Source organism: Burkholderia sp. APQ4-4ca, assembly GCF_057837105.1.
Genome location: NZ_JBYQCG010000080.1, coordinates 17,613 through 34,671 on the forward strand (window position 1 = coordinate 17,613; position 17,059 = coordinate 34,671).

A 17,059-nucleotide genomic window follows, 5' to 3' on the forward strand; every position below is an offset into this window, starting at 1 on the left:
GGGGGTCGACACGTACGACATCCCGGCTTTCCTGCGCAAGCAGGCTGACTGACGCGCAAACACAGGCGAAGCCGCGGCGAAGTTGCCGCGGTAACGCCGGCGTGACGGATGCCACGGACCACGACAGGCCGCGTCGGATGCGACGCCGGGCCGGGACAGGTGCCCTCTTCGCGTGAGCGAAGCGGGATGGGCCGTGCTGTCCGCGACACGCTGAAAAACCGTATCGCTATGAGGGACCAGCCATGATTCAAGTGGGCGACGCGCTGCCCGACGCGCAATTGTTCGAGTTCGTCGACGACGCGCGCGAAGGGTGCACGCTGGGGCCGAACGCCTACAGCGTGCGCGATCAGGTTGCGGGAAAGCGGGTGGTGATCTTCGGATTGCCGGGCGCGTTCACGCCGACCTGCTCGGCGCAGCATGTGCCGGGCTACGTCGAACACGCCGAGCAATTGCGCGCGGCGGGTGTCGACGAGATCTGGTGCGTGTCCGTCAACGACGCATTCGTGATGGGCGCATGGGGACGTGATCTGCACACCGCGGGCAAGGTGCGCATGATGGCGGACGGCAGCGCGGCTTTCACTTATGCGCTGGGGCTGACGCAGGATTTGTCCGCGCGTGGCATGGGAATGCGTTCCCTGCGCTACGCGATGGTGATCGACGGCGGTGTGGTCAAGACGCTGGCCGTCGAGGCGCCGGGCAAATTCGAAGTGAGCGATGCGGCGAGTGTTCTCGCGACGTTGACGCCCTGATCGTGCGGTGCGCCGTTGCCTTCCGGCAACGTTGCTCACCGGCCTCGGGGCAGTTGTAACACGGGCCGATGACCGGAAACGCCTCCGTTCCGGGCATCGGCCCGTCCCGTATCGGCACGGGTAAACTGTCGAAACAGATTGATACGCAGTTTCAAACAGCGTTGAATTGGGAATTACGCTATAATCCAGCCTATCGAATATAACTCCTGATTGATATCTTCAATCAAGACGAAGAAGACCATGTTGAAGCAGCGCACCATCAAATCCATCGTGAAGACCGTGGGTATCGGTCTCCACTCGGGCCGCAAGGTCGAACTGACGCTCCGTCCGGCTGCGCCGGGCACGGGTATCGTGTTCTCGCGCGTCGACTTGCCCACGCCCGTCGATATTCCGGCCTCCGCGATGTCGATCGGGGACACGCGGCTCGCGTCGGTGCTGCAGAAGGATGGCGCGCGCGTGTCGACGGTCGAGCACCTGATGTCGGCGTGCGCCGGCCTCGGCATCGACAACCTCTATGTCGACGTGACGGCCGAGGAAATCCCGATCATGGACGGCAGCGCGGCGTCCTTCGTGTTCCTGATCCAGTCCGCCGGCATCGAAGAGCAGAACGTGCCGAAGCGCTTCATCCAGGTGAAGAAGCCGGTCGAAATCCGCGAGGGCGACAAGTTCGCGCGTCTCGAACCGTATTTCGGCTTCAAGCTGAAGTTCACGATCGACTTCCGTCACCCGGCCGTCGACAAGACCGGCCAGGAATTGGAGGTCGACTTCGCGAATACGTCGTATGTGCGTGAGATCGCGCGCGCGCGCACGTTCGGTTTTGCCCATGAAGTCGAAATGATGCGCGAGCTGGGTCTCGCCCGCGGCGGCAGCATGGACAACGCGATCGTGCTCGACGAGTACCGGATCCTGAACAACGACGGCCTGCGCTACGACGACGAGTTCGTGAAGCACAAGATGCTCGACGCGATCGGCGACCTGTACGTGATCGGCCATCCGCTGCTGGCGTCGTACACTGCGTACAAGTCGGGTCACGGCCTGAACAACGCATTGCTGCGCGAGCTGCTCGCGCATGAAGACGCTTACGAGATCGTGACGTTCGACGATCCGCAGGCTGCGCCGAAGGGGTTCGCGTTCGACGCGCAGACCGCCTTCGCGTGATCGGCACTCGTTACCGCAAGTGATAAAAAGCGACCCTCGGGTCGCTTTTTTGTTGGCCGGCCGCCGGCGGCGACCTGTGCGGTCAGCGCGGCTTCGCGCCGTGCCGCGCCGCCATCCGTGCGAGCGCGGCCTGCAGCGGCGACGGTTCGAGATGGTCGGCGAGATCGCGCAGCGCGGCGGCGCCGACCGACGTCATCCGCGCCTGCTTCACGTGCGGCGGCTCCGGCGCGTCCTTCGGCCGCACGCGCACGCGCAGCGTCGTCACGGGCCAGCCGCGCTTCTGGAGATCGCCGAGCAGCCGCACTTCGACCTGTCGCAGCCGCGCGGCCAGCGCATTGTGCGCGGCAAAGAGGGTCAGGGTACCGTCCTTGACGAAGCCCGGTTCGACGTGATTCGCGAGATAGTCGGGCAGGCACTCGCCGAGGTCGCGCTGCAGTGACGCGATCTGCTCGACGCCGGCGCGCAGCGCCGCGAATGCGTCGGTACGACCGAGCACTTCGGACACGGGTTGCGGGCGATAGGCGGCGAGCGGGCCGAAACGCTTGGAAAATCGGTTCATCGAGGCTTTCTTCGAGCGCACACGCGCGCGGACGGTGCGGCCGATTGTACCCGCGCCGGCCCGTGCACGGGCGGCTTTCGGCTCGGTCCGCCCGGCTCCGGCGCGCGATGGCCGTCCGGCCGGGACGCAGGCGCGCGCGTTCCCGCGTGCTAAAATTCGACGTTTGAGTCCACTAATTCGCTAAGCCGCCGAGGCTCGGGCGCCGGGGCGCGCAACACGCGCCGGGCGCCGGTGCTGCGACGCAGGGTCCGATCCGATGACAACCGGTTTTCTCCAGAAAATTTTTGGCAGCCGCAACCAGCGGCTCGTCAAGCAATACCAAAAGACCGTCGCGACGATCAATGCGCTCGAAACGCAGATCGAGAAGCTGACGGACGACCAGTTGCGCGGCAAGACGGACGAATTCCGCCAGCGGGTCGCGGGCGGCGAGTCGCTCGACAAGCTGTTGCCCGAGGCCTTCGCGGTCTGTCGCGAAGCGAGTCGCCGCGTGCTGAAGATGCGGCACTTCGACGTGCAGATGATCGGCGGCATGGTGCTCCACTACGGCAAGATCGCGGAAATGCGCACCGGCGAGGGCAAGACGCTCGTCGCGACGCTGCCCGTGTACCTGAATGCGCTGGCCGGCCGCGGCGTGCACGTCGTGACCGTCAACGATTACCTCGCGCAGCGCGACGCCGAATGGATGGCGCGCCTCTACAACTTCCTCGGTCTGTCGGTCGGCATCAACCTGTCCGGCATGGAGCACGACCAGAAGCAGCAGGCGTACGCGGCGGACATCACGTACGGCACGAACAACGAATTCGGCTTCGACTACCTGCGCGACAACATGGTCTACGAGACCGACGCGCGCGTGCAGCGGGCGCTGAACTTCGCGGTCGTCGACGAAGTGGACTCGATCCTGATCGACGAAGCGCGTACGCCGCTGATCATTTCGGGCCAGGCCGAGGATCACACCGAGCTGTACGTGCGGATGAACGCACTGCCGCCGCTGCTCGAGCGCCAGATCGGCGAAGAGAAGGCCGACGGTACGGGCGTCGAGAAGCCGGGCGACTACACGCTCGACGAGAAGGCGCGCCAGGTGTTCCTGACGGAATCGGGCCACGAGAAGGCCGAGCGCCTGCTCGCTGAATGGGGCCTGATCGGCGAGGGCGAAAGCCTGTACGCGCCGCAGAACATCACGCTGATGCACCACGTGTACGCGGCGCTGCGTGCCCACACGCTGTTCCACAAGGATCAGCACTACGTCGTGCAGAACGGCGAAGTGGTCATCGTCGACGAATTCACGGGCCGCCTGATGGCCGGCCGCCGCTGGTCCGACGGCCTGCACCAGGCGGTCGAGGCGAAGGAACACGTGAAGATCCAGAGCGAGAACCAGACGCTCGCGTCGATCACGTTCCAGAACTACTTCCGGATGTACGCGAAGCTGGCCGGCATGACCGGTACCGCGGACACGGAAGCGTACGAATTCAACGAGATCTACGGTCTCGAGACGGTCGTGATCCCGACCAATCGTCCGCCGAAGCGGATCGACAAGCAGGACCAGATCTACAAGACGGCCAAGGAGCGCTACGACGCGGTGATCCGCGACATCCGCGAGTGCTACGAGCGCGGTCAGCCGGTGCTGGTCGGCACGACGTCGATCGAGAACTCGGAACTGCTGTCGCACCTGCTGAAGCAGGCCGGGCTGCCGCACGAAGTGCTGAACGCGAAGCAGCACGAGCGTGAAGCGGCGATCGTCGCGGAAGCCGGCCGTCCGAAGCGCATCACGATCGCGACCAACATGGCCGGTCGCGGTACCGATATCGTGCTCGGCGGCAACGCCGAGAAGCAGGCCGCGTTCATCGACGCCGACGAAGCGATCCCGGCCGACGAAAAGGCACGCCGCATCAAGCAACTGCACGACGAGTGGGAAACGTTGCACGAGCAGGTGAAGGCCGCGGGCGGCCTGCACATCATCGGCACCGAGCGCCACGAATCGCGCCGGATCGACAATCAGCTGCGCGGCCGCGCGGGCCGCCAGGGCGATCCGGGTTCGTCGCGCTTCTACCTGTCGCTCGACGATCCGCTGCTGCGCATCTTCGCGGGCGACCGCGTGCGCTCGATCATGGACCGCCTGAAGATGCCGGAAGGCGAGGCGATCGAGGCGGGCATCGTCACGCGGTCGATCGAATCGGCGCAGCGCAAGGTCGAAGCGCGCAACTTCGACATCCGCAAGCAGCTGCTCGAATACGACGACGTGTCGAACGACCAGCGCAAGGTGATCTACCAGCAGCGCAACGAACTGCTCGAGGCGCACGACATCACCGAGACGATCACCGCGATGCGTCACGGCGTGATCACCGAAGTCGTCCGCCAGTTCGTGCCGGAAGGCAGCATCGAAGAGCAGTGGGACGTGCCCGAGCTCGAGGAAGCATTGCGCAACGACTGGCAGCTCGACCTCGCGATCCAGGAAATGGTGAACGAGTCGTCGTCGATCACGGCCGACGAGATCCTCGACGCGGTGACGACGGCCGCCGACGAGCAGTACGAGGCGAAGGTCGCGATGGTCGGCCGCGAATCGTTCAGCGCGTTCGAGCGTTCGGTGATGCTGCAGACGGTCGACCGCCTGTGGCGCGAGCACCTCGCGGCGCTCGACCATCTGCGTCAGGGCATCCACCTGCGCGGCTATGCGCAGAAGAATCCGAAGCAGGAGTACAAGCGCGAGGCGTTCGAGCTGTTCGCCGCGATGCTCGACGCGATCAAGCAGGAAGTCACGCGCATCGTGATGAACGTGCAGATCCAGTCGCCGGAGCAGCTGGAAGAAGCGGCCGAGCAGATCGAGGAGCGCGGCGGTCATCTCGAGAACGTCGAATACCAGCACGCCGACTACGCGGACGCCGGTGCGCCGGTGGCGAACGTCACGGCCGCCGCGGCGGCCACGGCGACGGCCGACATGGTCGGCAGCGCGATGACGCACAGCGGGCCCGGCGGCGAAATGCCGAAGGTCGGCCGCAACGATCCGTGCCCGTGCGGCAGCGGCAAGAAGTACAAGCAATGTCACGGGAAGCTGTCATGATCGGCGGCGGCGCGCGTCACGCGTGCCGCGTCGTTCGCAGTTTCGAGTCAGTGATGTGAGTTGTGGCGGCCCGCGTGGGGCCGCCGGTTCTTCCAATCGATGCCGGCGCGTGCCGGCATTTTCCATCCGGCAGGTGTGCCCCATGGCTGTCAATTTTCCGTCGATCGATCCCGCCCAACTGCATCCCGTCGCCGGCGTCACGCTGGGCTGGGCGGAAGCGAACATCCGCAAGCCGAATCGCAAGGACGTGCTGGTCATCTCCGTCGACGAAGGCGCGACGGTCGCGGGCGTATTCACCGAAAACCGTTTCTGCGCAGCGCCGGTCACCGTGTGCCGCGAGCATCTGGCGAAGGTGCGTGCGGGCGGCGCGGGCATCCGCGCGCTGGTCGTGAATACGGGCAATGCGAACGCGGGCACCGGCGAGCCGGGCCTCGTGAACGCTCGCGAGACCTGCACGGAGCTCGCGCGCCTCGCGGGCATCGAGCCGGCGCAGGTGCTGCCGTTCTCGACCGGCGTGATCCTCGAGCCGTTGCCGATCGAGCGCCTGAAGGCCGGCCTGCCGGCCGCGCTCGCGAACCGCAAGGCCGCGAACTGGTTCGACGCCGCACAGGCGATCATGACGACCGACACGCTGCCGAAGGCGACGTCGCGGCAGGTGACGATCGACGGTCACACGGTCACGCTGACGGGCATCAGCAAGGGGGCGGGCATGATCAAGCCGAACATGGCGACGATGCTCGGCTTCCTCGCGTTCGATGCGAACGTCGCGCAGCCGGTGCTCGACAAGCTCGTGAAGGAAGTCGCCGACCGCTCGTTCAACTGCATCACGATCGACGGCGACACGTCGACCAACGACTCGTTCATCCTGATCGCATCGGGCAAGAGCACGCTGCCGGCCATCACGTCGACCGATTCGCCGGCCTATGCGGCGCTGCGCGACGCGGTGACGGAAGTCGCGCAGGTGCTGTCCCAACTGATCGTGCGCGATGGCGAAGGCGCGACGAAATTCATGACGGTGCAGGTCGAAGGCGGCAAGAGCGTCGCCGAATGCCGCCAGATCGCGTACGCGATCGGCCATTCGCCGCTCGTGAAGACGGCCTTCTACGCATCCGACCCCAACCTCGGCCGGATTCTCGCGGCGATCGGCTATGCCGGCATCGCGGATCTCGACGTCGGCAAGATCGACCTCTATCTCGACGACGTGCTCGTCGCGAAGGCGGGCGGCCGCAACCCGGCCTACCAGGAAGAGGATGGCCAGCGCGTGATGAAGCAGAGCGAGATCACGATCCGCGTGCTGCTCGGCCGCGGCGACGCGCACGCCACCGTCTGGACGTGCGACCTGTCGCACGATTACGTGAGCATCAACGCGGATTACCGCTCCTGAGCGGAAGCACTCGAACGACATGGACAAGCTTGAACAGTTTCTGACGCGCGCGGAAGCGCTGCTCGGCCGTCTCGAAGGGATGCTGCCGCCCGCACCGGCGGCCATCGACTGGAACGCGGCCCACGCGTTCCGCTGGCGCAAGCGCCAGGGGCGCGGTTATCTGCAGCCGGTGCCGGCCGTGTCGTCGATCACGCTCGGCGACCTGCACAACATCGATCGCCAGAAAGCGCTGATCGACCAGAACACGCGGCAGTTCGTGCAGCGCAAGCCGGCCAACAACGTGCTGCTGACCGGCGCACGCGGTACCGGCAAGTCGTCGCTGATCAAGGCGTGCCTGAATGCGTACGCGAACGACGGGCTGCGCCTGATCGAAGTCGACAAGGACGACCTGCACGATCTCGGCGATATCGTCGATCTGATCTCGCAGCGTCCGGAGCGCTTCATCGTGTTTTGCGACGATCTGTCGTTCGAGGACGGCGAATCGGGCTACAAGGCGCTGAAGGTCGCGCTCGACGGGTCGATCGCCGCGCAGTCGGACAACGTGCTGATCTACGCGACGTCGAACCGCCGCCATCTGCTGCCCGAGTACATGAGCGACAACGAGTCGTACAAGCATCTGCCGGACGGCGAGATTCACCCCGGAGAAGTCGTCGAGGAGAAGATCTCGCTGTCGGAGCGCTTCGGCCTGTGGGTCAGCTTCTATCCGTTCAAGCAGGACGACTACCTCGACATCGTCGCGCACTGGCTGCGCCACTTCGGCTGCCCGGATGCGGAGATCGAGACCGCGCGCGGCGACGCGCTCGTATGGGCGCTCGAGCGCGGTTCGCGCTCGGGCCGCGTCGCGTGGCAGTTCGCGCGGGACTGGTCGGGCCGCAAGGAGCAGGTATGAGCGCGGATCAGGCACAGGGCGCCGCGCGGGCGCCGGACGGTCGCAAGGTGACGGAAGTCGCGGTTGGCGTGATGGTGCAGCCGGATGGCAGGTATCTGCTCGCGCAACGCCTGCAGGGCAAGCCGTACGAAGGTTACTGGGAGTTTCCCGGCGGCAAGCTGGAGGCCGGCGAAAGCGTCGAGGATGCGCTGGCGCGCGAACTGCACGAGGAGCTCGGCATCGAGGTCACGGCCAGCCACCGCTGGCACACGCTCGAGCACGATTATCCGCACGCGTACGTGCGGCTCTATTTCTGCAAGGTGACGGGCTGGACGGGCGAGCCGCACAGCAAGGAAGGGCAGGCGTTCGTGTGGCAGCAACTGCCGGTCGAGGTCGCGCCGCTGTTGCCGGCGGCGCTGCCGGTGCTTGAACTGCTCGAGCAGGAAGCGGCGTCGCAGTGACGCCGTGGCGGCCCGCCTGAAACGCGGGCCATATCGGCGGACGGTGGCGTCGCGCCGCTCAGCTGTCGCGGCGGTTGTCCGTGCCGTCCTCTTCCGACGACGGGCCCTCGTCGGCGGAACCGCCGATCCGATACTTCTCCGCGGCCCATGCGCCGAGGTCGAGCTGCTTGCAGCGGGCCGAACAGAAGGGACGGAACTTGTTTTCAGGCGTCCAGCGCACTTCCGCGCCGCACGAAGGGCATTTCACAACGGTAGTCATACGAAAGCATCGATCCGGCACGCGGCCGTTACAGATTACACAGTGTCAGATGGAACGGTACGTCGATGTCCACCGCACGCGGCCGTACATCGCCGTCCTGCATGGTGAACCGCACCCACAGCATGTATTTGTTGGCGCTCGCCTCGGGAATCACGCGCAGTTCCGGCGACACGCGCACCTGCATCAACTGGTAGCTGCGGCCGGACAGCATCTGCTGGTAACTGCCCTGCATCGCCATGACCTTCGACGCCTGACCCGATTCGCGCGCGAGCCGCAGCACGATCGCCGCCGCGTCGCGCAACGGCAGCAGCGGCAGGATCCACTTCGTGATGTCCTGGCGCCGCTGCTCGGCGGGCCATTGTTGCCACGCGTAGTACGACGGCAGGTCGAATTTGCACGTGCCGCCCGGAATCACCGCGCGGCTGCGGATGCTGGCGAGCCACTCGTTGTCGACGAGGTGCTGGCCGGTCTTGCCCTGCATCTGCGCGAGATTCGCGAGCGTCTGCTCGATTTCGCCGAGCACGGCCTCGAGCGCGTTCTGCTCGATGCCCGGATTGCCGCGAAAGGGGGCGAGCGTCTGCCGTTGACGTTCGAGCTCCTTCATCAGATCCGATTTCAGGTCCGCGCGGCCCGTTACCTCGGCGATTTCGAACAGCGTCGTCAGCGCGACGTGGTGTTCACGCGGGTCCTCCTGAGCCAAAAAGAACGCGAAGCGCTCGAATAGATCTTCGAGACGCAACAGCGTGCGAATTCGCTCGTTGAACGGATACTCGTAAAGAATCAAGCGCGCTCGCCTCTTGGGTAGGGATTGAAACAATGAAGGACATTCTAATGCCCCCTCTCTACCCTAGCAACGCGCCAATTTCGTACACCATCACGATGCGCGATGCTCAGCGCGCGGCGGCCGCGAATCCGACATAGCGTTGGTGCAGTGCATCGACCTGCGCGGCGAGCGCGGCGGGCGTGACCGCGTCGTTGACGATCACGTCGTCGGCCGCCGCGAGGCGGGCTTCGCGCGTGGCCTGTCTGGCGATGATCGCTTCAACCTGTTCGCGCGTGAAACCGTTGCGCCGCATCACGCGCGCGATCTGCGTTTCGACCGGGCAGTCGACGACGAGCACGCGATCGCTGCGCGCCTTCCAGGTGCCCGACTCGACGAGCAGCGGCACGACGAACATCACGTACGGGCCCCGTGCTTCGCGCGCCTCGCGATCGGTCTCCGCGCGGATCAGCGGATGCGTGATCGCTTCGAGGCGGCGGCGCGCATCGTCGTCGCTGAAGATCAGCGTGCGCATCTTCGCGCGATCGAGCGAGCCGTCGGCGGCCACGAAGTCGCGACCGAAGGCCTGTTCGATCGCCGGCATCGCGAGGCCGCCCGGCGCGGTGATGCGGTGGGCAATCAGGTCGGTATCGACGAGCGATGCGCCACGGGCGCTGAACAGATCGGCAACGGTCGTCTTGCCGCTGCCGATGCCGCCCGTGAGTCCTACGGAAAACATGTCAGCCTCCGAGCGCCACATAGAAAGGGGTGCCGAAAAACAGCGTGGCGGCGCCGCCGGCCGCGAGGAACGGGCCGAACGGAATCGGCTCCTCGAAGCGCATGCGGCCGCGCCAGGTCGCGACGAGCCCGACGATCGCGCCGGTCACCGCCGCGAACAGCACGACCTGCGGCAGGGCGGCCCAGCCCATCCACGCGCCGAGCGCGGCAAGCAGCTTCAGGTCGCCGAAACCGATGCCCTCGATGCCGCGCAGCCATTTGAACAGCCAGTAGATCGACCACAGGAACAGGTAGCCGGCCATCGCGCCGATCACGGCCGAGCGCAGCGACGTGAAGGTGCCGCCAAGGTTCAGCACGAGCCCGGCCCACAGCAGCGGCAGCGTCATCGAGTCGGGCAGGTAGCCGGTCCGGATGTCGATCGCGCTCATCGCGAGCAATGCCGCGCACAGCGCGAACGCGGCAAGCGCGGCGACGGTCGGGCCGAACGCCGCGAGCGAGCCGGCGGCGAGCCCTGCGCACGCGATCTCGACGAGCACGTAGCGGACGCCGATCGCATGGCCGCAGCGCCGGCAGCGCCCGCGCAGCATCAGGTAGCTGACGACCGGGATGTTTTCCCACGCGCGCAGTACGTGGCCGCAATGCGGGCAGGCGCTGCGCGGGCGCCACAGATCGTAGCGCGGCGGATAACCGTCGTCGGGCGGGGCGCCCGCGGTGCCGGTCGCCTCGGCGATCTCGGCCTGCCACGCACGCTGCATCATCACGGGCAACCGGTGCACGACGACGTTCAGGAAGCTGCCGATGCAAAGGCCGACGACGATCGCGAACGCATACTGCAGCGCGGGCGGCAGCATCGCCAGCGCGAGCAGCGTGCTCTCGGGCGAATCGGAAACGGCGGGCAGGGGCGCTGGCGTCATGAGGCTCAAGGTTCGGACTTAAAAGGCGACAGAATCGGTTGCGATGCTACACCACGTTGCCGAGTTGAAGGATCGGCAGGTACATCGCGATCACGAGGCCGCCGACGAGTGCGCCCAGGACGATCACGATCAACGGTTCGCCGAGCGCCGCGAGCGCATCGAGGCGCGCGTCCAACTGGCGTTCGCACAACGCGGCGATGTCCGCGAGCATCGTGTCGAGCGCACCGGTTTCCTCGGCGACGGCGATCGGTTGCACGACGTCGTCCGGAAAGCAGCCGGCCGAATGCATCGCATCGGCCAGACGTACGCCGCGCAGCACACGTGCGGCGACGTGCGCGGTGGCGTGCGCGAACACCGGATGGCCGGCCGTGCGCTCGAGCGTCGCGAACGCATCGGCGAGCGGCACGCCGGCGCCGAGCAGGGTCGCCAGCGAGCGGCACCAGCGTGCGGCCGCGAATCGCTCCAGCGCGCTGCCGACGAGCGGGGCGCGCAGCAGGCGCCGCGCGAGCGCGTGACGCAGCGCGGCCGAGCGCCGCAGCGCGTGCTGCACGGCAAGCCCGGTGGCGGCCGCGCCGGCCAGGAGCACACCGCCCCACGCCGACAGCGCGGCGGACAGCGCGAGCAGCGCGCGGGTCGGCGCGGGCAGGGCGGCGCCGAAACCGTCGAAGATCTGCCGGAAGGTCGGTACGACCCACACCATCAAGGCGGCCGAGATCGCGAGCGCGAACAGGATGACGGCGGCCGGATACGCGAGCGCGGCCCGCAGCTTGCGCCATTGCGCATCGGCGCGCTCGCGATGTTCCGCGATCCGCGTCAGCACGACGCCGAGCGAACCGGACGCCTCGCCGACCTCGATCAACTGACGATACAGCGTGCCGAATTGCGATGGATAGCGTGCGAGCGCATCGGCGAAGCGCCGGCCGCCGACGATTTCGCGGGCGAGCCCCGCGGCAATGCGCGGCACGCCGTCGCGCGTGCGGGTGCGCGCGAGCATCTCGAGCGACGGCGCGAGCGGCAGGCCGGCCTGCAGCAGGCTCGCGAGCTGGCGCGTGAAGCGCGTGATGTCACGCGCGGCCGCCGCAGGCGCACGGGCCGGCCCGCGGACGTCGAGCGACAGCACCGCGATGCCGTCGCGCGCGAGCGTGGCGCGCGCGGCCGCGGCGTCGAACGCGATGACGGTCCCGCGACGCGGCGAGCCGTCGCGATGGCGGCCGCGCCATGCAAAGCGGGTTTCGCGCGGTGGTGTGCGCACGTTCACGCCACGGGGGTGGCGGCGACGGCTTCCGCGATGCTCGTCGTGCCGTCCATGACGCGGGCGAATGCCGCGTCGCGCAGCGTGCGCACGCCCTCGGCCGCCACGCACTGCGCGAGTTCGCCGACGCTCGCCCGCGCGACGATGCGCTCGGCCAGCCCGGCCGATACCGGCATCGTCTGATGCAGGCCGATGCGTCCGCGATAGCCGATCCCGTGACAGGCGGAACAGCCGCGGGCGACGAACGGCCGCCAGCCGGCCGCCAGTGCCGCCGGGTCGCAGCCGGCTTCCCGCAGCGCGCGCGCCGATGCGTCCGAATGCGCGCGGCAGGCGACGCACAGGCGCCGGACGAGGCGTTGCGCGGTGACGAGGTGCAGCGCGGCGGCCAGGTTGTATGGCGCGACGCCGATGTCGAGCAGCCGCGCGACGGCGGCCGGCGCGTCGTTCGTGTGCAGCGTCGACAACACGAGATGGCCAGTCTGCGCGGCCTTGATCGCGACATCGGCCGTCTCCGCATCGCGAATCTCGCCGACCATGATGACGTCCGGGTCCTGTCGCAACAGCGCGCGCAGCGCCGTCGCGAACGTGAGCCCTGCCTTGTCGGCGACCCCGACCTGATTGATCCCGTCGAGCTGGATCTCGGCGGGATCCTCGACCGTGCAGACGTTGCGCGCGTCGCGATCGAGCATTTGCAGCGCGCAGTAGAGCGACAGCGTCTTGCCGCTGCCGGTCGGGCCCGTGACCAGCACGAGGCCGTGCGGCGCGCGGATCGCGGCCTCCATCGCGGCCGCCTGCCGCGCGTCGAAGCCGAGGTTTGCGAGCGTGAGATCGGGCGGCAGCGTTTCGAGCCGCCGCAGCACGAGCTTTTCGCCGAACAGCGTGGGCAGCGAACTGACGCGATAGTCGCCCCGCATGCCGCCGTCGATCGCGATGCGCAGCCGGCCGTCCTGCGGGAGCCGCCGTTCGGCGATGTCCATGCGCGAGAGCACCTTGATCCGGGTGACGAGCGCATCGCGCAGGTGCAGCGGTGGCCGCGCGTGTTCATGCAGCACGCCGTCGATGCGCAGACGGATGCGCCAGCCGGCTTCGAACGGCTCGACGTGGATGTCCGACGCGTCGCGCACGCGCGCCGCGTGCAGCGTGTCCGTCAGCAGCCGTACGGCGGGGGCATCGTCGAGTTGGGCCGCATCGAGTGCATGGGGCGCGGCGGTGGGCGGCGCGTCGGCGGGCGCGGGCGCCGATTGCGCGTGCAGCGACGCCGCTGAGGAAGGGAAGTGCATGTGAGCCGGCATGTTGGCCGCCTGTTGACCGTGATGCGCAGATGATCGCGCGTCGCGGGCGGCGCCGGCAGTCGGCCGTTCGGCCAGGGCCTGTGATTGGCGCGAGCGGGCCCTAGCGCGACGCGGCGCGACCGGCGCGCGCGCCGCGCGGCTTGAAGAGCTTGACGGTGCGTACTGCCTGATCGTCGCTGCGCATCACCTCGAGCATCACGTCGCCGATTTTCAGGCACACGTCGTCTTCCGGAATTTCCTCGAGGATCTCGAGCACGAGTCCGTTCAGCGTCTTCGGGCCGTCGGTCGGCAGCTTCAGGTGCAGCCAGCGGTTCAGTTCGCGCAGCGGCATGCTGGCCGAGACGATGCATTCGCCGTTCTCGTCCCATCCGCCCGCGCGCTCGCTGCGCGGCATCGACGTCGTGAATTCGCCGATCAGTTCCTCGATGATGTCCTCGGGCGTGACGAGCCCTTCGAGTTCGCCGTACTCGTTGACGACGAGCGCGGTGCGCTGGCGGGTTTCCTGGAAGAACTGCAACTGCTGGACCACCGGCGTGCCGGACGGCACATAGTATGGTTCGGCGAGCAGCGCACGTAGCGTCTCACGGTCGAAATCCTGGTTGTGCAGCGCGGTGAGCGTCTTGCGCACGTGCAGCACGCCGAGCACCTTGTCGATGTCGCCTTCGTAGACGACGAGCCGGTTGTGATAGCAGGTTTCGAGCTGATGCAGGATGTCGTCGAGCGGCGCGTGGAAGTTGAGCGACTCGATCTGGCGGCGCGGCACCATCACGTCGTCGACCGTGATGTTCTCGAGGTCGAACAGGTTGAGCAGGATGCTGCGGTGCTTGGTCGGCATGAAACTGCTCGATTCGAGCACGATGGCGCGCAACTCGTCGGCCGACATCCGCTGGTCGCGGCCCTTTTTCGTGTTGATGCGCAACACCCACAGCACGCCGTTCGCGAGCGCGTTGACGAACCACACGACCGGCTTGAACACGCGCATCAGCGGTGCGATCACGAGGCTCGCGGGCAGCGCGATGCGTTCGGGGAACGTCGCGCCGACGATCTTCGGCGCGATTTCCGCGAACACGATGATCAGGAACGCGACGACACCGGTCGCGATCGACAGCGCGAGGTTGTTGCGCCCGAACGTATGGAGCGCGAGCGACGTCGTGAGGACCGGGATGATCGTGTTGAACAGGTTGTTGCCGATCAGGATCACGCTGAGCAGTAAGTCAGTGCGCGTGAGCAGCCCCTGCGTGGTTTTCGCGCCGAGTACGCCTTGACCTGCGAGATGCTTCAGCCGATGGCGGTTGAGCGCCATCATCGCGGTCTCGGAAATGGAAAAGAAGCTGGAACAGAGGAGAAGCAGGAAGACGGCGCCGATTTGCGCCCATAAGGGAATTTGGTCCACGCGTTGGAAAGGGCAGTGAAGGACAGGGATGGGGGAAATATAGCAGAGGCCGGCGACCGCGATGTGTCGCGCGCGACACGCGGGGCTCGCGGCGGCCGGACGAAAAAAAACCGTGCACGCGGTGCACGGTTTTTTAAATCTGGTCGGGGTGAGAGGATTCGAACCTCCGGCCTCTACGTCCCGAACGTAGCGCTCTACCAGGCTAAGCTACACCCCGATTTTTGCTCTTCGGACTTCGCCGTCTTCGTTAAGAATCGCTGCGTCGTCACAAGCAAGAACGTAACTATAACGATGTTTTTTCTAAAAGGGAATACTTCGATGAAGAAAATTTTCGAGACAAGGCATCGCTTCGCGTCCGCGGCGTGTTTACGATTGCCGCGACGTCGAGTATGAGCACAACCCGAGCAGGCTTTCCTTGTAAATCGAATCGGGGAACGCGGCAATCGCCGCGGCTGCCGCCTGCGCTTCCTGGCGTGCACATTCGAGCGTGTGATCGAGCGCGCCCGAACGCGTGATCGCTTCGAAAATCGTGTCGAAGCGATCGGTGCCGCCCTGTTCGATCGCCTCGCGTGCGAGCGCCGACTGTTCGGGCGTGCCGCGTTCGATCAGATAGATGAGCGGCAGCGTCGGCTTGCCTTCGCGCAGGTCGTCGCCGGCATTCTTGCCCATCGCCTCGGCCGTGCCTGCATAGTCGAGCCAGTCGTCCATGATCTGGAACGCGGTGCCGATCCGGCGGCCGTATTCGGCGGCTGCCGCCTCGGTCGGCGCATCGGCGCCCGCGAGCACCGCGCCCAGGCGCGCCGACGCCTCGAACAGCTTGGCCGTCTTGTAGCGGATCACCTGCATGTAGCGCGTTTCGTCGACGTCCGCGTCGTGCATGTTGAGGAGCTGCAGCACCTCGCCTTCCGAAATGATCGTCGTCGCTTCGGACAGGATCTCCATCACGCGCATCTTGCCGACGCCGACCATCATCTCGAACGAACGCGAGTAGAGGTAGTCGCCTACCAGCACGCTCGCCGCGTTGCCGAACAGCGCATTGGCGGTCTGGCGGCCGCGGCGCAGCTCGGATTCGTCGACGACGTCGTCATGCAGCAGCGTGGCCGTGTGGATGAACTCGACGACGGCGGCCAGCACGTGCCGCTGGTGCGACGTTTCGCCGAGCGCGCCGGCGACGAGCAGCAGCAACGCCGGACGCAGCCGCTTGCCGCCCGCGCCGATGATGTACTCGGCGATCTGGTTGATCAGCAGCACGTCGGACGCGAGGCTTTGCCGGATAACGCGATTCACCTGCTCCATGTCGCTGGTGATCGGGGCGAGCAGGTGGGCGGCGCTGAGGGTGGGGGAGGCGGTGGACGACGACATGATGATGGAATTGGGTGATGCGGCGGATTATAAGTCGAATCCGCGATATGCCGGTCTGTCAGACGTAGCAGCGGCGCGATTTTGACCGTCCGGCCGAGGCCCGCGCGCGGCAATCGTCGATCGGCTTTGACTTGGGTGCTAACCCCATGTATAATCACGTGTTTTCCGCGCGTGGTGTGCGGAAAAATTGGATCCAGAGTGAGGTTCTCAATGTACGCGGTCATAAAAACCGGCGGCAAGCAGTACAAGGTTGCCGTTGGCGAAAAACTCAAAGTAGAACAGATACCGGCTGACATTGACGCTGAAATCACGCTCGACCAGGTTCTCGCAGTGGGCGAAGGCGAATCGATTAAGTTCGGTGCGCCGCTGGTCAGTGGGGCTTCCGTCAAGGCCACCGTTGTGTCGCACGGTCGTCATGCCAAGGTCACCATCTTCAAGATGCGTCGCCGGAAGCACTACCAAAAGCATGGCGGCCACCGCCAGAACTACACTGAGCTGCGCATCGACGCGATCAACGCGTAAGCGCCTCGGTTAAGGAGCAATCAGATGGCACACAAAAAGGCAGGCGGCTCTTCCCGGAACGGCCGCGACTCCGAGTCGAAACGTCTCGGCGTGAAAGTGTACGGCGGCCAGGCAATCAATGCCGGCGGCATCATCGTGCGTCAGCGCGGTACGCGCATGCACGCTGGCGAGAACGTCGGCATGGGCAAGGATCACACCCTGTTCGCGCTGGTCGACGGTCACGTCAAGTTCGCGACGAAGGGCGCGGACAAGAAGCATCTGGTCATCGTCGTCCCGGCGGCTGCCTAAGTCAGGCACCCACGGGCTTCGTAGCCGAAAGGCCCCGCAGTCTTC

17 protein-coding genes and 1 tRNA gene are annotated in these 17,059 nt (G+C 66.4%); 8 read left to right on the forward strand and 10 right to left on the reverse strand.

Annotated features, from left to right (window positions below):
* Window positions 1–242: 242 nt before the first annotated feature.
* On the forward strand, window positions 243–749 hold the full coding sequence (locus AC3IFE_RS09940; RefSeq protein ID WP_489190403.1) for a peroxiredoxin: 507 nt from the start codon (window positions 243–245) through the stop codon (window positions 747–749).
* A gap of 240 nt (window positions 750–989) precedes the next feature.
* Window positions 990–1,907, forward strand: coding sequence for a UDP-3-O-acyl-N-acetylglucosamine deacetylase (lpxC, locus tag AC3IFE_RS09945; RefSeq protein ID WP_489190404.1), 918 nt, complete (start codon window positions 990–992; stop codon window positions 1,905–1,907).
* Between the two features lie 82 nt (window positions 1,908–1,989).
* Here lpxC and AC3IFE_RS09950 read toward each other — a convergent pair whose 3' ends face one another.
* The gene (locus AC3IFE_RS09950; protein ID WP_301737972.1) at window positions 1,990–2,466 is read right to left on the reverse strand and encodes a DciA family protein; all 477 of its coding nucleotides are present in this window, start codon (window positions 2,464–2,466) and stop codon (window positions 1,990–1,992) included.
* 256 nt (window positions 2,467–2,722) lie between these two features.
* On the opposite strand from AC3IFE_RS09950, the gene secA reads away from it, so the two are divergent.
* The 4 genes from secA (at window position 2,723) to AC3IFE_RS09970 (ending at window position 8,234) form a co-directional block, all read left to right on the forward strand.
* Window positions 2,723–5,521: a preprotein translocase subunit SecA gene (gene secA, locus AC3IFE_RS09955; RefSeq protein ID WP_089466608.1), complete on the forward strand. Its 2,799-nt coding sequence runs from the start codon at window positions 2,723–2,725 to the stop codon at window positions 5,519–5,521.
* 142 nt (window positions 5,522–5,663) lie between these two features.
* Window positions 5,664–6,905 carry a bifunctional glutamate N-acetyltransferase/amino-acid acetyltransferase ArgJ gene (gene argJ, locus AC3IFE_RS09960; protein WP_489190405.1) on the forward strand — a complete coding sequence of 414 codons (1,242 nt, stop codon included), beginning with the start codon at window positions 5,664–5,666 and terminating at the stop codon, window positions 6,903–6,905.
* 19 nt (window positions 6,906–6,924) lie between these two features.
* Entirely contained in the window at window positions 6,925–7,794 is an 870-nt protein-coding gene (locus AC3IFE_RS09965; RefSeq protein ID WP_089466610.1) for an ATP-binding protein, read from the forward strand.
* Window positions 7,791–8,234, forward strand: coding sequence for an NUDIX domain-containing protein (locus AC3IFE_RS09970; protein WP_089466611.1), 444 nt, complete (start codon window positions 7,791–7,793; stop codon window positions 8,232–8,234). The genes AC3IFE_RS09965 and AC3IFE_RS09970 overlap by 4 nt, the downstream gene beginning before the upstream one ends.
* 58 nt (window positions 8,235–8,292) lie before the next feature.
* Here AC3IFE_RS09970 and AC3IFE_RS09975 read toward each other — a convergent pair whose 3' ends face one another.
* From AC3IFE_RS09975 to AC3IFE_RS10015, 9 genes are all read right to left on the reverse strand, one after another.
* Window positions 8,293–8,493 (reverse strand): DNA gyrase inhibitor YacG, encoded by a 201-nt coding sequence (locus AC3IFE_RS09975; RefSeq protein ID WP_089466612.1) that lies wholly within the window; start codon window positions 8,491–8,493, stop codon window positions 8,293–8,295.
* Between the two features lie 28 nt (window positions 8,494–8,521).
* Complete coding sequence (zapD, locus tag AC3IFE_RS09980; protein ID WP_089466613.1) at window positions 8,522–9,277, reverse strand: cell division protein ZapD; 756 nt, start codon at window positions 9,275–9,277, stop codon at window positions 8,522–8,524.
* Window positions 9,278–9,383: 106 nt separating this feature from the next.
* Window positions 9,384–9,992 carry a dephospho-CoA kinase gene (gene coaE, locus AC3IFE_RS09985; RefSeq protein ID WP_489190406.1) on the reverse strand — a complete coding sequence of 203 codons (609 nt, stop codon included), beginning with the start codon at window positions 9,990–9,992 and terminating at the stop codon, window positions 9,384–9,386.
* A gap of 1 nt (window position 9,993) precedes the next feature.
* The gene (locus tag AC3IFE_RS09990) at window positions 9,994–10,905 is read right to left on the reverse strand and encodes a prepilin peptidase (RefSeq protein WP_489190407.1); all 912 of its coding nucleotides are present in this window, start codon (window positions 10,903–10,905) and stop codon (window positions 9,994–9,996) included.
* Between the two features lie 46 nt (window positions 10,906–10,951).
* Window positions 10,952–12,163, reverse strand: a complete 1,212-nt coding sequence (locus AC3IFE_RS09995) for a type II secretion system F family protein (protein ID WP_489190408.1) — start codon at window positions 12,161–12,163, stop codon at window positions 10,952–10,954.
* On the reverse strand, window positions 12,160–13,437 hold the full coding sequence (locus AC3IFE_RS10000) for a GspE/PulE family protein (protein ID WP_489190424.1): 1,278 nt from the start codon (window positions 13,435–13,437) through the stop codon (window positions 12,160–12,162). Before AC3IFE_RS10000 ends, AC3IFE_RS09995 begins: the two co-directional genes overlap by 4 nt.
* Before the next feature lie 112 nt (window positions 13,438–13,549).
* Window positions 13,550–14,842 (reverse strand): HlyC/CorC family transporter, encoded by a 1,293-nt coding sequence (locus AC3IFE_RS10005; RefSeq protein ID WP_489190409.1) that lies wholly within the window; start codon window positions 14,840–14,842, stop codon window positions 13,550–13,552.
* A gap of 140 nt (window positions 14,843–14,982) precedes the next feature.
* Window positions 14,983–15,059: transfer RNA gene (locus AC3IFE_RS10010), tRNA-Pro, on the reverse strand.
* A gap of 149 nt (window positions 15,060–15,208) precedes the next feature.
* Window positions 15,209–16,204, reverse strand: coding sequence for a polyprenyl synthetase family protein (locus AC3IFE_RS10015; RefSeq protein ID WP_011544516.1), 996 nt, complete (start codon window positions 16,202–16,204; stop codon window positions 15,209–15,211).
* A gap of 210 nt (window positions 16,205–16,414) precedes the next feature.
* Between AC3IFE_RS10015 and rplU the strand changes: the two genes are divergently transcribed.
* Window positions 16,415–16,726 (forward strand): 50S ribosomal protein L21, encoded by a 312-nt coding sequence (gene rplU / locus AC3IFE_RS10020; RefSeq protein WP_027783472.1) that lies wholly within the window; start codon window positions 16,415–16,417, stop codon window positions 16,724–16,726.
* Between the two features lie 24 nt (window positions 16,727–16,750).
* On the forward strand, window positions 16,751–17,014 hold the full coding sequence (rpmA, locus tag AC3IFE_RS10025) for a 50S ribosomal protein L27 (RefSeq protein WP_006476999.1): 264 nt from the start codon (window positions 16,751–16,753) through the stop codon (window positions 17,012–17,014).
* Window positions 17,015–17,059: the final 45 nt, after the last annotated feature.

What these genes read in the sequence shown, in the direction of transcription:
- AC3IFE_RS09940 (WP_489190403.1), top strand. Translation starts at nt 243, where the DNA reads ATGATTCAAGTGGGCGACGCGCTGCCCGACGCGCAATTGTTCGAGTTC.
- lpxC (WP_489190404.1), top strand. Translation starts at nt 990, where the DNA reads ATGTTGAAGCAGCGCACCATCAAATCCATCGTGAAGACCGTGGGTATC.
- AC3IFE_RS09950 (WP_301737972.1), bottom strand. Translation starts at nt 2,466, where the DNA reads ATGAACCGATTTTCCAAGCGTTTCGGCCCGCTCGCCGCCTATCGCCCG.
- secA (WP_089466608.1), top strand. Translation starts at nt 2,723, where the DNA reads ATGACAACCGGTTTTCTCCAGAAAATTTTTGGCAGCCGCAACCAGCGG.
- argJ (WP_489190405.1), top strand. Translation starts at nt 5,664, where the DNA reads ATGGCTGTCAATTTTCCGTCGATCGATCCCGCCCAACTGCATCCCGTC.
- AC3IFE_RS09965 (WP_089466610.1), top strand. Translation starts at nt 6,925, where the DNA reads ATGGACAAGCTTGAACAGTTTCTGACGCGCGCGGAAGCGCTGCTCGGC.
- AC3IFE_RS09970 (WP_089466611.1), top strand. Translation starts at nt 7,791, where the DNA reads ATGAGCGCGGATCAGGCACAGGGCGCCGCGCGGGCGCCGGACGGTCGC.
- AC3IFE_RS09975 (WP_089466612.1), bottom strand. Translation starts at nt 8,493, where the DNA reads ATGACTACCGTTGTGAAATGCCCTTCGTGCGGCGCGGAAGTGCGCTGG.
- coaE (WP_489190406.1), bottom strand. Translation starts at nt 9,992, where the DNA reads ATGTTTTCCGTAGGACTCACGGGCGGCATCGGCAGCGGCAAGACGACC.
- AC3IFE_RS09990 (WP_489190407.1), bottom strand. Translation starts at nt 10,905, where the DNA reads ATGACGCCAGCGCCCCTGCCCGCCGTTTCCGATTCGCCCGAGAGCACG.
- AC3IFE_RS10000 (WP_489190424.1), bottom strand. Translation starts at nt 13,437, where the DNA reads ATGCACTTCCCTTCCTCAGCGGCGTCGCTGCACGCGCAATCGGCGCCC.
- AC3IFE_RS10015 (WP_011544516.1), bottom strand. Translation starts at nt 16,204, where the DNA reads ATGTCGTCGTCCACCGCCTCCCCCACCCTCAGCGCCGCCCACCTGCTC.
- rplU (WP_027783472.1), top strand. Translation starts at nt 16,415, where the DNA reads ATGTACGCGGTCATAAAAACCGGCGGCAAGCAGTACAAGGTTGCCGTT.
- rpmA (WP_006476999.1), top strand. Translation starts at nt 16,751, where the DNA reads ATGGCACACAAAAAGGCAGGCGGCTCTTCCCGGAACGGCCGCGACTCC.